We start from the raw sequence: 14,180 nt of genomic DNA, 5'->3' as shown, positions 1-14,180 counted from the left end.
CCGTTCGCCGGCTCGGCTTCGCGGAGAATCGACGGCTTACGGGAACGAGCCGGCTTCCTCGAAGGAGTCGGCGACCCGCTGGATCGCGACCACGTACGTCGCGGTGCGGGGGTTGGCGATGTCGTGTTCCTCGATGGTCTCGACCAGCGAGTCGAAGGCGTCGACGATGTGGTCTTCGAGCTCCTCGTTGACGCGCTCCTCGCTCCAGTAGAAGCGCTGTCGGTTCTGGACCCACTCGAAGTACGAGACGGTGACTCCGCCGGCGTTCGCGAGGATGTCCGGGATCACGAACACGTCCTCGTCCTCGAGGACGGCGTCAGCGTCGGGCGTCAACGGCCCGTTGGCGGCCTCGGAGATGACGTCCGCTTGCACGTCCTCCGCGAGGTCGGCGTCGATGGCGTTCTCGAGGGCCGCGGGGATCAGCAGGTCGACGTCCATCGTCAGGACGTCCTCGTTGGTGATCTCCTCCTCGCTTTCCTCGTAGCCGACGACGCTGCCGGTCTCGTTCTTGTGATCTTTCGCGGCGACGGGATCGAAGCCGTCGGGGTTGTAGATCCCGCCCGAGGAGTCGCTGGCGGCGACGACGGTCGCGCCCATCTCGTCGATCAGTTTGGCGGCGATCCAGCCGGCGTTCCCGTAGCCCTGAACGGCGACGGTCGCGCCCTCGAGGTCCTTGTCGAGGTAGTCGAAGGCCTCGCGCGCGGCGATGACGGTCGAGCGGCCCGTCGCCTCGACGCGGCCCTCGCTGCCACCGCTAGCGAGGTTCTTGCCCGTGATCACGCCCGGCTCGGTGGTGTTTTCCAGGGTCTCGTAGGTGTCTTTGATCCAGTTCATCTCCCGTTGGCCCGTGTTGACGTCGGGCGCGGGGACGTCGCGGTCTTCGCCGATCAGCGGACGGAGTTCCTTCGCGAACGCGCGGGTGATCCGCTCGAGTTCGCTCTCGGAGTACTCGGCGGGATCGATGATGATGCCGCCCTTCCCGCCGCCCAGCGGGATGTCGACGGTCGCCGTCTTGTAGGTCATCCAGCCCGAGAGGGCCTTGACCTCGTCGCGGGAGACCTGCGGGTGGTAGCGGATGCCGCCTTTGTAGGGGCCGCGGTCGCCGTTGAACTGCGAGCGGAATGCTTTGAACCGCTCGAGGCTCCCGTCGTCCATCTCCACGGAGAGGTTCGTCTCGAGCACGCGTTCGGGGTGTTTGAGCCGCTCGATCACGTCGTCCTCGACGTCGAGGTACGCGGCGGCGTCGTCGATCTGGGACTGCAGACTTTCGAACGGGTTGGTACCCTGGGTCATACCCAGTGATTTTCACGACGGGGGGATAAGCGTAGCGAATATCTACCATACCTCATGATCAACTATCCACCAAGGTGATTTGTCTCCCCTTGTATTTTGAACGCTCAGTCAGTTCTCGTCGCCGGCCGCCGCTCGCTCCTGAATTCGTTCAGCCTGGGCGATCAGCGGCGCGTCGATCATCTCGCCGTCGACTTCGAAGACCCCGTGGCCTTCGGCGTCGGCCTCGCGTTTGGCCTCGAGGACGCGTTCGGCCCACTCCCGATCCGCTTCGCTGGGAGTGAAGGCCTCGTTGATCGGGTCGACCTGGGCCGGGTGGATCGCCAGTTTGCCGTCGTAGCCGAGCCGGACGGAACGGTCGGCGTCCTCGCGGAGCCGCCGCTCGTCCTCGAAGTCGGTCACGAGCGTATCGATCGCCGTACAGTCGTGGGCGGCGGCGGCGATCACGACGCGCTCGCGAGCGTAGAGCACTTCCGTCCCCTCGGCGCTGCGGGTCGCGCCGATATCCGCCGAGAGGTCCTCGGCGCCGAAGACGAGCGCGTCGGTCGCCCGCGCGGCGGCGATCTCCGGTGCGGCGAGGACTCCGGCCGCGCTCTCGATCAGCGCGAAGACGGGCAGCGTGCGGTCGTACTTCGCGATTTCGTCCGCGAGGTGGCGGACGTCCGCCGCCGAGGCGACTTTCGGGGCCATGACGCTATCGAGTCGACGATCGACGTCCGTTTCCGCCGGATCGAGAACGGTCTGGAGGTCGGCCGCCAGCGCCGAGTCGCCGGCGTTGACGCGAACGCAAACCTCGCAGTCGGGATCGAACGCGGGATCGGTGAGCACCTCGCGGACCGACTCGCGGGCCTCGTCCTTTCGTCGGGGGGCGACGGCGTCCTCGAGATCGAACACGATCACGTCCGCTCCGGCGGCGGGCGCCTTGCGAAGCATCTCGGGGCGGTCGCCGGGCGTGAACAGAACGCTTCTGCGGACCATACGCTGTGTCCTCGAGCCAGGCCCATAGGAATACGTGTGTCTGTGTCACGTCTCGTGGTGACGGTCGTCGCTGCCGAACCGAGCGCGCTTCGAGATCACGGGGCGACCGATCGAAGCGCCGAACGGTAGCACGGACACCCCCGGTTCAGAGTGAAAGGGGCACCGGGGCGAGAAACGGGCGGTGGAGCGTCCCAGTAACGGACGGACCCGTCGTTCAGAGTGAAACGGCGCTGAGAGCGTCGGGCCGATTCTGACAGAGCGGGAGGACTTTCACTCTGAACGAGGGGTGTCCGCCGGTTCGGCCTCGATAGCAGCGACGGTTTTCGGGCTGAAACGGGTCTGAAAACGGGTAATACGAGATGGCAGTGACAGAGAGAACGCGGCGTCGAGATGCACTCAAGCTGGAGTCGGACTCGAGGGTCCCTCCCCTCGTTCAGAGTGAAACGGTGTTCGAGACTGGGGGACCCTGTACTCGATGGTGGGAGGGAGCGTGCTCGAGATGTAATGTGGTTCTCTGATACGAAAGTTCAATTCAGATATTTAAATACTAGTGTAGAAGATCATGTTTCCTCCATCACAAGATATAATACTATTATATCTAGGTCTATTCTAGACTAGTAGAAAGAAAGCAGAAGGAGGTCAGAGAGAACTCGGTGAACAGGACGAACGAAGCCGGTTCGAGGGGAATCGTTCGCTGCCGGAATCATCTCTGCGGTCGCCCAGCAGTGTTCAGCGAGAGGAGAGTACTGATCGCGAGGTGACCGTCCGGGGGTGTCCGCGATGGCGATTTCACTCTGAACGAGGGGTCCGGGTCTCCCGATCGGAACCGGAGTCCGTCGACCTTCAGTCTGATTCGGGAACGAGATTCACTCGAGCGGTTCCCGTCGATACGCTGTCTTTGAGAACGTCTAAAGTCGGTTTATCAGTCTGAACTACCTTCCACAGATTTATTAGGTCGCTCTTCGAGCACGGAGATATGGCTGATCAGGCAGGGGACCCGCTTTTTCAATCACAGGATCCGATCTTCGATCGGAAGGAACTCCTCCACGTCGGGCACGTCCCCGACGAGGATCGGATCGTCGGACGGGACGACGAGATCGAATCCGTCGCCGCCGAGATCGGCGCGATCACGCGCGGCGATCCGCCGAACAACGTGATGATCTACGGCAAGACCGGAACCGGCAAGAGTCTCATCTCCCGACACGTCGCGACGCGCGCCCGGAACGCCGCTCGAGGCAACGGTATCGACTGCGGCGTGCTCTACGTCGACTGCTCGGAGGCGAACACGGAGACGCGGACGACGCGCCAGTTGGCGCTCAGTCTCAAGGACGGCACCGACTACCGGGAGAACATCCCGGTTCGGGGCGTCGGGACGATGGAGTACTACCAGCACATCTGGGCGATCCTCGAGGACTGCTTCGACGCGGTCGTCGTCATCTTGGACGAGATCGACAAACTGGACAACAGCAACATTCTGATGCAGCTCTCGCGGGCCCGCGAGGCCCGGAAGACCGACGCCTACATCGGCGTCATCGGCATCAGTAACAAGGTCAAGTACCGGGAGACGCTCGACGAGCGCATCGACAGCAGCTTCGGTCACCGCGAACTGTTCTTCCATCCCTACGACGCCTCCCAGCTCCGAGAGATCATGCGCAACCGCGAGGACGCCTTCCAGCCCGACGTCCTCGCGGACGGAACGATCGAACTCTGTGCCGCCCTGGCGGCGAAGAAACACGGCGACGCGCGAAAGGCGATCGAGATCCTGAAGGAGGCCGGCGAACTCGCTCGCCGTACCGGGAGCGAGATCGTCTCGGAGGACCACATCAAGCAGGCCCAGGAGGTCGCCGAGATCAACCGGATCGAGGAACTCACCAGCGGGGCGACAGTCCACGCGAAACTCGCCCTCTACGCGCTGGCGAGCCACATCATCACCGGGGAGCGGGAGACGTACAAGACCCGCGAGATCTACGAGCGGTACGTCGGCATCTGCGATCTCGTCGCGACCGACCCGATCACCGAGAACGGGCTCTACCGCCAACTGAAGGAACAGGCGTTCCTCGGCGTGATCGAGTCCGAGAAGACCGGTGGCGGCCGCTCGCAGGGAAGTTACCTCCTCCACCGGCTGGTCACCGATCCGAAACACATCGTCAAGGCCGTCCGCCGCGACGCCTCGCTCGAGGAGCTCCCGACCTACGACCGACTCGCCGAGACCGGACCGGCGACCGGCGGTCGCGATACCGACCTCTCCTCCTTCGACTGACGGCGGTTGCGACACGGCCCCCTTCGCTTTCGATCGGTCATCCCGGCGTAGGATGGACAGCACTCGAGACGTGAGACTCGAGTCACCCTCATCCAACCCTCCCCCACCCCCCACCCCCGCTTCGGACGCCTTTCACTCTGAACGAGGGGTGGGGGTGGGCGTCCCGCCGCTCGTCGTCTATCGACGGCGAGCGATCGCGAATGTTCCGGTCACCCCAGATAGAGATCGAACGGCGGTTCCAGCCCCCCGGTTCCGGGGATGACGGTGAAGACGAACAGCAGGTAGTACAGCGAGACGACGAGCAACACGGCGCCGACGACCCGATTGATCGGGCCGCTGTAGCGGGCCAGCGTCCGCGTGACGCGCCGGCCGAACGGCTGGGAGACGAGGGCGAACGCTAGCAGCGGCGCGCCGATCCCCAGCCCGAACGCGAGAAAGCCGAGCATGACCTCGAGTTGCGAGTCGAACGCGGGGAAGGCGACCGTCGACCGCCCGAAAAACAGCGCGATCAGCCCCGGGTTACAGGGGAGGACGGTCGCCCCGAAGAAGAAGCCGTAGCCGAACGCCGACAGCGTCGGGTACCGCGTGTGCGGCGGTTCGATCGTCGGCAGCCGGGCGAACCCGCTCGGCGAGACGATCAACACCGCGCCGACGACGGCGAGGACGGCGAAGGCGACGGGCGAAACGAGACCGACGGCGTCCGAAACGCCGGCTTCGAAGACGACGGTCCACAGCAGGCCGACGAGCGTCACGAACGCGAGGACGCCCGCGACGACGAGCCCCCCGAGCACCGCGACGGGCGTCTCGCGGCTCCCCTCGCCGGCCGAGGCCAGGTAGGCGATGAAGGCCGGATACAGCGGCACGGCGCACGCCGCGGTCAGCGGCGTCGCGAGACCGAGCAGGAAGAACTCGAGCAGCGCGGCGGTCGTCGACGTCATCTCGGTCGCGCCCTCGCGGTCGGCTTCGGTGTCGGGCTCGAAAGAGCGGTTGCCGGGCGTCGCGACTCGCTACGGGATTCGTCGTGCCGGGGCGACCGACCGAGATCGACCGCTCGAGTGAGGGGCTTCATCGTCCAGTTATGCGCTCGAGTCGTCCGAGTCAGTTGCGTCGCCAGAGTCGTCCGAGTCAGTTGCGTCGCCAGAGTCGTCCGAGTCGCTCGAGTTACCGGCATCGCTCGAGTTGCCCGAGTCCCCTGAGCCGGTCGTCTCGTCCGAACCGCTCGAGTCGACCGGTCCGCAGACGTCCGCGAGGATCGACTCGAGATGCTCGGCGTCGACCTTCTTCTCGAGCCTGTATACGCCGTCGTTCGGACAGACGACGATGACCGGCGAGTTCGCGCTGCTGGTCACCTCCCGTCCGAAGTCCGAGATGAGATCGCTCGTGACCTCGTCGGTCGCGGTTCCGAACCGCCACTCGTAGCCCTCTTCGTTCGCGTAGCTCCGGAGTGTCTCCGGGTCGTCGTTCGAATAGATCGTGAGGTCGACGATCTCGACGTCAGCGTTCGGATAGAGAGCACCGAATTCGCGGTCTTGGGACCGACAGACGGCACAGCCCGTCGAGAACGTGTGGACGATGACCGGCCGCTCGGCGTCCTCGACGCGGAACTCTTCGTCGCTCGTCACGTCGGTCAGCGACGCGGTCCGCCAGGTCGCGTCCTCGCTGACGTCGACCGCTTCCGGCTCCGGTGCGGGCTCCTCGGTTGATTCGCCGTCGTCGGTCCCCGAACATCCCGCGAGGGCGGCGATCGACCCCGCACCGACTACCCGAAGCACGTTCCGTCGAGGGATCGTATCGCGTCCAGTCGTCATTCTACCGTACTCTAGTGCGGCAGACTAACAATAATTCTGGTACGCGTCTCGATACGTGCCCGCGCCGTGGGGCGACGGTTCGTCCGCCGTCGGCACCCGTCGAACGTCCCGCGTCGCACGGATGGGGCGCGACCGCTCGAGGCAGTACCCGACTACGGCCAGACCAGAGCCCGTGGCCCGACTACGGCCAGAGCCCGCGGGTCTCGTGGGCGCTCGCGATCCGCTCGAGGGCGACGATGTAGGTCGCGTCCCGCCAGGTCACGTCCCGGTCGTCGTACTCCGTCCGGACGTCCTCCCAGGCCGTACGCATCTCGCTCTCGAGTTCGTCGTTGACCCGCTCGAGCGTCCACGCCCGGCGGTTGATGTCCTGGAGCCACTCGAAGTACGAGACGGTGACGCCGCCGGCGTTGGCGATGATGTCCGGAATCACGGGAATCCCGCGTTCCTCGAAGATGCGCTCGGCCGTGGTGGTCGTCGGTCCGTTGGCCCCTTCGACGATCATGTCGGCCTCGACGTCGCGGGCGTTCTCGCCGGTCAGGACGTTCCCGATCGCGGCGGGGACGAGCACGTCCACGTCCAACTCGAGCAGTTCCTCGTTCGTGAGCGTCTCGGGCGCGTCGTAGCCCGAAACCATGCCCGGACTCTCGTCGTGGTCCTCGACGTCGGTCGTGTCGAGTCCGTCGGGGTCGTAGATGGCGCCGTCGACGTCCGAAACGGCGACGACGGAGGCGCCGAGCTCGTCGAGATACCGGGCCGCGTTGGCGCCGACGCTCCCGAACCCTTGCACGGCGACGGTCGTCTCCTCGACGTCCCAGTCGTAGTACTCCATGGCCTCGCGCGTGATGATCCCGACGCTGCGGCCCGGCGCCTCCTCGCGGCCGTAGCTGCCCCCGACGATCGGCGGCTTGCCGGTGACGACGCCGGGCGTGGTCTCGCCCTGTTGCATCGAGTAGGCGTCCATGAACCAGGCCATCGTCTGCGGATCCGTCCCCATGTCCGGCGCGGGGATGTCCGTCATCGGGCCGATCACCGGCCGCAGCTCCTCCGCGAAGCGGCGGGTGAGCCGCTCTTTCTCGTCGCTGCTGAGCTCCTTCGGATTGACGATGATGCCGCCCTTCCCGCCGCCGAAGGGGAGGTCCATCACCGCGCACTTCCAGGTCATCCACATCGAGAGGCCGACGCACTCCTCCTCGGATACCTCCGGATGGTAACGCAGGCCGCCCTTGTACGGGCCGCGAACGCTGTCGTGGTGTGCCCGATACCCCGTGAACATCTCGCGGGAGCCGTCGTCGCGCTCGAGGGGGACCGTCACCCGGTGGACGCTCGTCGGGTGGCGAAGTCGTTCGACGATTCCCTCGTCGACGTCGAGGTGGGCCGCCGCGCGCTCGAGTTGGTGACGGGCTGTTTCGACGGCGCTCTCCGGCTCGGATTCCGACTGTGGATCTGCGGCTGTCATTGTAGAATCGGGTGGACCGTGGTCTGGGTCTTGCTCAACTTCGGCTAAAACCCTTGGGACTGCACTCGTCGACGGTCGCTCCGGCTCCGATCGCCGCGCGTCTTCGATCGTCGACCCCCGGATCGAGCGCGTTCGGCGAGCCGTTCCCGGCGGACCGGCGCAGTTGTCTCGCCCTCCCTTCCATCGCTACCCCACGTTTGAAGCGCCTCGTCGTGGTCTGGATCCGCGTGTCCATCGAAAGCACCAATCCGGCGACGGGCGAGGTCGTCGGCACCTTCGACGAGACCTCGAGCGGCGATCGGGAGGCCCACCTCGAGCGCGCGGTCGAGACCTTCGACGAGTGGAGCGAGACCTCGATCGAGCACCGCCAGCAACTGCTGTCCGCGGCGGCCGACGTCCTCCGCGAGAACAGCGAGGAGTACGCCGAACTGATGACCGAGGAGATGGGCAAGCCCATCGGGCAGGCCCGCGACGAGGTCGAGAAGTGCGCCTGGGTCTGTGACTACTACGCCGAACACGCCGCCGAGCACCTCGACGACGAAGTCATCGCGAGCGAGCCCGAGGCCCGGACGCTCCTCTCCTACGAGCCCCTCGGGCCGATCCTGGCGATCATGCCTTGGAACTTCCCGTTCTGGCAGGTGTTTCGCTTCGCCGCGCCCAACCTCGCGGCGGGCAACGTCGGCCTGCTGAAACACGCCTCGAACGTCCCCGGCTGCGCGCGGGCGATCGAGGACGTGTTCCGGGAGGCGGGGTTCCCCGAGGGCGCGTTCACGACGCTGCTGATTAGCTCGAGCGAGATCGACGAGGTGATCGAAGACGACCGGATCGCGGGCGTCACGATCACCGGCAGCGACGGCGCGGGCCGATCGGTCGCCGAAACGGCCGGCAGCCAACTCAAGAAGAACGTCTTAGAGCTCGGGGGGAGCGACCCCTTCGTCGTCCTCGAGGACGCGCCCATGGACAAAACCGTCGAGACGGCGGTGCAGGCCCGCCTCATCAACAACGGCCAGTCCTGTATCGCGGCCAAGCGGTTCGTGGTCGTCGACGAGGTCTACGACGAGTTCCTCGAGCGCTTCGTCGAGGAGATGGACGCCCAGACGGTCGGCGATCCGACGGACGAGGAGACCGATATCGGCCCGCAGGCCCGCGAGGACCTCATGGAGGAACTCCACGGGCAAGTCGAGGAGACGCTCGAGGCCGGCGGCGAGTGTCGGCTCGGCGGCGAGCCGATGGACCGCGACGGCGCGTTCTACCCGCCGACCGTCCTCACCGACGTCCCGGAAAACGCGCCCGCGGATCAGGAGGAACTGTTCGGACCCGTCGCGACGGTGTTCCGCGTCCCCGACGAGGCGGCCGCGATCGAGAAGGCCAACGACACCCGCTTCGGCCTCGGCGCCAGCGTCTGGACGGAAGACTTAGAGCGCGGGGAGCGAGTCGCCCGGCAGTTCGAGTCCGGGCTGGCGTTCGTCAACGAACTCGTCAAGTCCGACCCGCGCCTGCCCTTCGGCGGCGTGAAGGACTCCGGCTACGGCCGCGAACTCTCCCGCGACGGCATCCGGGAGTTCGTCAACCGGAAGACGATCTGGGTGCAAGGCGACGCGGGAGAGGAAACGGAGATGGTCGAGTAACGCTATTCGTCGCGAAACCGGACCTCGGCGTCGTCATCCCGGCGCCCGTTCGCGTTCTCGGCGTCTAAAAGTCGGTCCTCGGAGTAGCTGAGTTCGACGCCGCCGTTCTCGACCGTCGTCCACCACCATCGCCACAGCAACCCGTAGACGACCGACGTGACGATCACGTACAGCAACATCGGCTCCGGTGGCAGTGGCATCGATCTCGTGCTGATCTCGTCGCGGTTCGGTCGCAGTCCGGTTCTCGCTGCGTCCGCGTCTCCGTTCGCCGTCGACTCGAGCCGTCGCCGCTCGGCCGCCGTCGGTTCGACTGCCGTCACCCCTCAAATACTGGGTTGATTCGACCTACCACGCCAACCGTTATCAAGGTATCTGGGGCGGCGAGGCCGGGACGACGTCGGTCGAGTCGGAGCGAAGGCGTCGGCGCGAGGAAACGCCGCTACCGCGGATTCGCCCGCGCCGCGGCGCTCGAGAAGGGAACGACGGCGCGGCGTCGCTGCGGTCGAGTAGCGGGCGGTCACGTCGAAATCACGTATCGCGGTCGGTCGCGACGGGAAGCGTAAACGAGAACGTCGTTCCGTCGCCGGGCTCGGACTCGACCCAGATCTCGCCGCCGTGGCGCTCGACGACGCGCTCGCACAGCGCCAGCCCGATCCCGGTTCCCGAGTGTTCGTCGCGGCTGTGTAGTCGCTCGAACACGTCGAAAATACGGTCGGCCTCGTCGGGGTCGATGCCGATCCCGTTATCCCGAACTGCGACCACGCACTCGGCTCCGTCGCGTTCGGCGGCGATGCGAATCCGCGGCGGCCCCTCGCCGCTGTACTCGATGGCGTTGTCGAGCAGGTTCTGGAGGACCTGCCGGATCTGGCTGGGATCGCCCTCGATACGGGGGAGGTCCTCGGCGACGATCGCGGCGTCGTGTTCCTCGATTTTCACCCGCAAGTCTTCGCGGACGTCCGCGAGGACGTCGCCTAACTCGACCGGCTCGAACGGGTTCGCCTGCGTCTGGACGCGGGAGTACTCGAGGAGGCCGTCGATCATCTCGCGCATCCGCTCGGCGCCGTCGACGGCGAACTCGAGGAATTCCCGACCCTCTTCGTCGAGGTCGTCGCTGTAGCGGTGCTCGATCAGCTGCAGGTAGCTCGAGACCATCCGCAGGGGTTCCTGTAAGTCGTGGCTGGCCGCGTAGGCGAACCGCTCGAGGCGCTCGTTGGTCTTCTCGAGTTGCCGCTGGTACTCCTTGCGCTCGGTGATGTCGACGAGGGTAACGACCGCGCGACTCACCTCGCCGTCCTCGTCCCGGATTGGCATGCCGTGATTCAGGACCGTGCGGCGCTCGCCGTCGAAGCCCTCGATTTCGATCTCGTCCGGATCGGGTACCGCTTCGCCCCGGACCGCTCTGGCGAGCGCCCATTCGTCGGGATCGACCGGCTCACCCGTGTCCGCCCACCAGCCGTCGTATCGATCGTACTCGGCGATCGACTCGGATTCGGCGACCTCCCCGCCCCAGACCTCTTCGGCCGCCTCGTTCCACTCGAGGATCCGCCCGTCGTCGTCGGCGACGAACACGGCGACCGGGAGCAACTCGATCAGCGTTCGGAGCTCCCGCTTTCGCTCTTCCAGCGCTCGCTTGCGCTCCCTGCGTTCGGTGACGTCGCGCGCTATCGAGAGGACGTACTCGCGATCCAGTTCGACGTGGGAGACGTCGATTTCCACCGGGAACGCGGTCCCGTCCTTCCGTCGATGCGTCCCCTCGAAAGTGGTCTCCCCCTCGGCTCGCAGGTCCGCGACGAAGGACTGCCACGCTTCCCGCGTCGGGAGTTCGGTATCGATATCGGGGACGGACAGCCGGAGCAGTTCTTCTCGCGAGTAGCCCAGGGAACGACAGGCGGTGTCGTTGCTGTCGAGAAACGCTCCCGTGTCGGGGTCGATCACGAACACGCTGTCGGTGGAGTGATCGAGCAGCGTCCGAAACAGTTCCAGCTCCCGTTCGCGCTCCTTGCGCTCGGTGATGTCGTTGAAGTAGACCGAGAGTCCGGTCTCCGACGGATAGATCCTCGCCTCGATCCAGAACCCGAGCAACTCCGAGAAGGCTTCGAAGGTCGTCGCTTCTTGCTCTTCCATCGCCGCTCGGAGGCTCTCCCGGGCCTCGTCGGTGGCGGTCGCCTCCGGGAACGTATCCCAGAGGTCCGCTCCGAGCAACTCCTCCTCGGTCACGCCGAGGAGTTCCGCCGCCCGCTCGTTGACGTACGTGAACCGCCACTGGTCGTCCAGTGCGTAGAACGCGTCGGTGACGCGTCCGTAGACCTCTTCCAGTTCGGCCTCGAGCGTGTCTCGATGCGCTCGGAGCTCCCGTTCGCGCTCCTTGAGGTCGGTGACGTCTTCGCCCGTCGTGACCACGCGGTCTATCTCCCCGTTCTCGTCGACGATCGGCGCCGCGTTGACCGACAGCCAGCGTCGGTCGCCGTCCGGGAGTTCGACCTGCAGAATCTCGTCGTAGACCGGCTCGCCGGTTTCCAGGGTCCGGGCGAACGGGTGCTCTTCGACGGTGACCCGGTCGCCGTTTTCGTCGTAGACCTCCCGATCCGAGGGCGAGTAGGAGTCGTCGTAGGCGTCGAGGAGCTCCTTGATCCGCCCGTTCATCCTCGTGACCTCGCCCTCGTCGTCTACCACCTGGATACCGACGGGACTGGTTTCGAGGAGTCGGTCAGTCAGGTCGCGCTCGCGCCGGAGCTGCTGTTCGCGTTCCTTGAGGCGCTGTTCGGCCCGGTTCCGGTCGGTGACGTCGCGGACGACGCCCACCGTTCCCTGAAAATCGCCGTCGGCGGTCTCACCGCCCTCTCGAGGCGTCGGAGACGCCTCGCCGTCGACGAGGAGACTCAGCTGTAACTCGCAGTCGATTTCGTCGCCGTCGGCGGTATGCGCCGCGAACTCGATCGCCTTCGCGTCCGGTTCGTCGCTCGAGAGCCGTCGCCGTATCTCCCGACCGATCCGCTCGACGTCGTCCTCGTCGAGAAGCAGGGAGGCGAGTTCACCGAGGAGTTCCTCCCGGGCGTAGCCGGTCATCTCGACGATGGTGTCGTTGACGGCGACGAATCGGCCCTCGCGGTCCAGCTGGTAGATCCCGTCGTCGACCGAATTCACGAGCGTCCGGTAGCGCTGGAGGGCCTCGGGTGCGTCCGCCTCTTCCCAACAGTTCACGTCGGTCTCCCCCGTCGCTTTCTCCATGCGAAAGGAGAATTTATCGAGTCCAATAAGTTCTCTGCACGGGATTCCGACCCGAGCACAAGTGGATTTCCCGACATCTGTTCGCTCCGGATCGGTGAAATCGGAGCCGCCGAACCCGGTCACAGCCCCACGGGTACGTCTCCGGGGGCGTCTCCCCGTCCTCGAGTCCCGACGGACGGAGCGCCTCGGTCTCCTCGCGGGCCGTTACGCTACCGTCGAGATCACGTAGAGGTTGATACAGACGGCGAGCGTCCAGGGAACGGCGAGCCCGGCGGGGACGACGGCCCGATAGGCGGGGGGCAGGAGGGGACGACAGACCAGCCCGATGACGATCGCCAGCCCCTTGAGACCGAACATGCCGACGAAGCCGTAGCCGTCGATCACGCTGCGAGCGACCGGGTTCGATTCGACCAACCCGAGCCGCAGTCCGGCGAACGTCGTCAGAACGTCCCCGAGCAGCGAGAGGGCGACGAGAACCCACAGCGCGCGCTCGAGGGCGGCCGGCGAGACCTCGAGCGGGAGTTCGAACCGCCGGTAGGCGCCGTCGGAGCTCATGGGCTCACCGCCGGAGTCGAACCGGTCGTCGCGATCGAGCGTCGGGTGCGTGTCACGGTCACGCAAGGGTTCCACGGCTCGTGGTATTGTTATGGGAGCCGTAGACACCGCTCCGTCCGCGTAACGCCCCGGTAACCGGTACCGAACGTCATCGCGACGGTCTCGAGAACGATCCGACTTTCGGACCGACGAGACAGTCCGTCGTCGGTCGAGCGACTTGAGACGACCGTCGGGAGTCGGCACGGATCGAGTAGCGGTCCTACTGGGACGAGTCCAGTGCGCCCGTTTCGAACGGAATCTCATTCCGAGGGACGATCCCGGTAGCACCGAGCCGGTTCCGCCGGTAGTAGTCCGCTTCGGTCGGGTAATCCATCGATACTGGTGTTCGATAATGCGAAACTCGAGCGATACGAAGCGCGATCGACACGCCGTTCGTCGTCGGGAGGACGGAAGCGGCTGCCGGACTGCGTCGGCGACGGCACAGAGGGAAAGAGAGGAGAGCGGTTCGCGTCGACCGACCGCACCGATCTTCGGAGTTCGCCACGAGGGGATGAGGAGGATCGCGTGTCGTGGGACGCGAACCGATCGGGAGTGAGTCGTACGGGCGGGCGGACGGAGTCGAAGTCGGTCGCGGAAACGTGCGACCCGCTTCGATCCGCGCTGCCCGGCCGTACTGCCTCCGTGGTCACCAGCACGGAGACATCGTACGCTGGACGGGCGACTGCCACCAACGCTCGCGTTCAGTCGTCCAGCTATTATATCGGGGCTCGATCAGCGCGATCCGAAACGGGAACGGCAGCTGCAGGCAGAATCGCTTTCGACGATTTTGCCCTTGTATCCGATCCGGATCAACTCTCCCGTGTAGGTGAACATTAGCTTTGCCACTACGCGGGGTGCATTCGAGTCGAACTATCGAGTAGCGGCATGGAACGTACATATATCGAGCATCTCAGTCACCGTCTCGCGACGATTCGAAA

The 14,180-nt window shown here is 65.7% G+C and carries 10 protein-coding genes; 2 read left to right on the top strand and 8 right to left on the bottom strand.

Annotated features, from left to right (window positions below; all coding sequences use genetic code 11):
• Positions 1 to 36: 36 nt before the first annotated feature.
• Complete coding sequence (locus HTZ84_RS11100) at positions 37 to 1,293, bottom strand: Glu/Leu/Phe/Val family dehydrogenase (RefSeq protein WP_174680739.1); 1,257 nt, start codon at positions 1,291 to 1,293, stop codon at positions 37 to 39.
• Positions 1,294 to 1,401: 108 nt separating this feature from the next.
• A complete protein-coding gene (locus tag HTZ84_RS11095) occupies positions 1,402 to 2,268 on the bottom strand; it encodes an HpcH/HpaI aldolase/citrate lyase family protein (protein WP_174680738.1) in 867 nt (288 codons plus the stop codon).
• 976 nt (positions 2,269 to 3,244) lie between these two features.
• Between HTZ84_RS11095 and HTZ84_RS11090 the strand changes: the two genes are divergently transcribed.
• Positions 3,245 to 4,528, top strand: a complete 1,284-nt coding sequence (locus HTZ84_RS11090) for a Cdc6/Cdc18 family protein (protein WP_008896422.1) — start codon at positions 3,245 to 3,247, stop codon at positions 4,526 to 4,528.
• A 209-nt stretch (positions 4,529 to 4,737) separates the two neighbouring features.
• On the opposite strand, the gene HTZ84_RS11085 is transcribed toward HTZ84_RS11090, so the two are convergent.
• The 3 genes from HTZ84_RS11085 to gdhB all read right to left on the bottom strand — a co-directional run bounded on the left by HTZ84_RS11085 (position 4,738) and on the right by gdhB (position 7,792).
• Positions 4,738 to 5,466, bottom strand: coding sequence for a cytochrome C biogenesis protein (locus tag HTZ84_RS11085; RefSeq protein ID WP_174680737.1), 729 nt, complete (start codon positions 5,464 to 5,466; stop codon positions 4,738 to 4,740).
• A gap of 138 nt (positions 5,467 to 5,604) precedes the next feature.
• Positions 5,605 to 6,336, bottom strand: a complete 732-nt coding sequence (locus HTZ84_RS11080; protein WP_174680736.1) for a TlpA family protein disulfide reductase — start codon at positions 6,334 to 6,336, stop codon at positions 5,605 to 5,607.
• Positions 6,337 to 6,517: 181 nt separating this feature from the next.
• Positions 6,518 to 7,792, bottom strand: a complete 1,275-nt coding sequence (gene gdhB / locus HTZ84_RS11075; protein ID WP_174680735.1) for a glutamate dehydrogenase GdhB — start codon at positions 7,790 to 7,792, stop codon at positions 6,518 to 6,520.
• 227 nt (positions 7,793 to 8,019) lie between these two features.
• Here gdhB and HTZ84_RS11070 point away from each other — a divergent pair, with 227 nt between their 5' ends.
• Positions 8,020 to 9,420, top strand: coding sequence for an NAD-dependent succinate-semialdehyde dehydrogenase (locus HTZ84_RS11070; protein ID WP_174680734.1), 1,401 nt, complete (start codon positions 8,020 to 8,022; stop codon positions 9,418 to 9,420).
• Between the two features lie 2 nt (positions 9,421 to 9,422).
• On the opposite strand, the gene HTZ84_RS11065 is transcribed toward HTZ84_RS11070, so the two are convergent.
• The 3 genes from HTZ84_RS11065 to HTZ84_RS11055 form a co-directional block, all read right to left on the bottom strand.
• A complete protein-coding gene (locus HTZ84_RS11065) occupies positions 9,423 to 9,620 on the bottom strand; it encodes a hypothetical protein (RefSeq protein WP_254611738.1) in 198 nt (65 codons plus the stop codon).
• Positions 9,621 to 9,948: 328 nt separating this feature from the next.
• The gene (locus HTZ84_RS11060) at positions 9,949 to 12,648 is read right to left on the bottom strand and encodes a PAS domain-containing sensor histidine kinase (protein WP_174680732.1); all 2,700 of its coding nucleotides are present in this window, start codon (positions 12,646 to 12,648) and stop codon (positions 9,949 to 9,951) included.
• 204 nt (positions 12,649 to 12,852) lie between these two features.
• Positions 12,853 to 13,203 carry a DUF5658 family protein gene (locus tag HTZ84_RS11055; protein ID WP_174680731.1) on the bottom strand — a complete coding sequence of 117 codons (351 nt, stop codon included), beginning with the start codon at positions 13,201 to 13,203 and terminating at the stop codon, positions 12,853 to 12,855.
• Positions 13,204 to 14,180: the final 977 nt, after the last annotated feature.

Source organism: Haloterrigena gelatinilytica, assembly GCF_013342145.1.
Lineage (GTDB): Archaea > Halobacteriota > Halobacteria > Halobacteriales > Natrialbaceae > Haloterrigena > Haloterrigena gelatinilytica.
The sequence above is the reverse complement of the archived record's forward strand: the minus strand, read 5'-3'. Positions and strand labels throughout refer to the sequence as shown.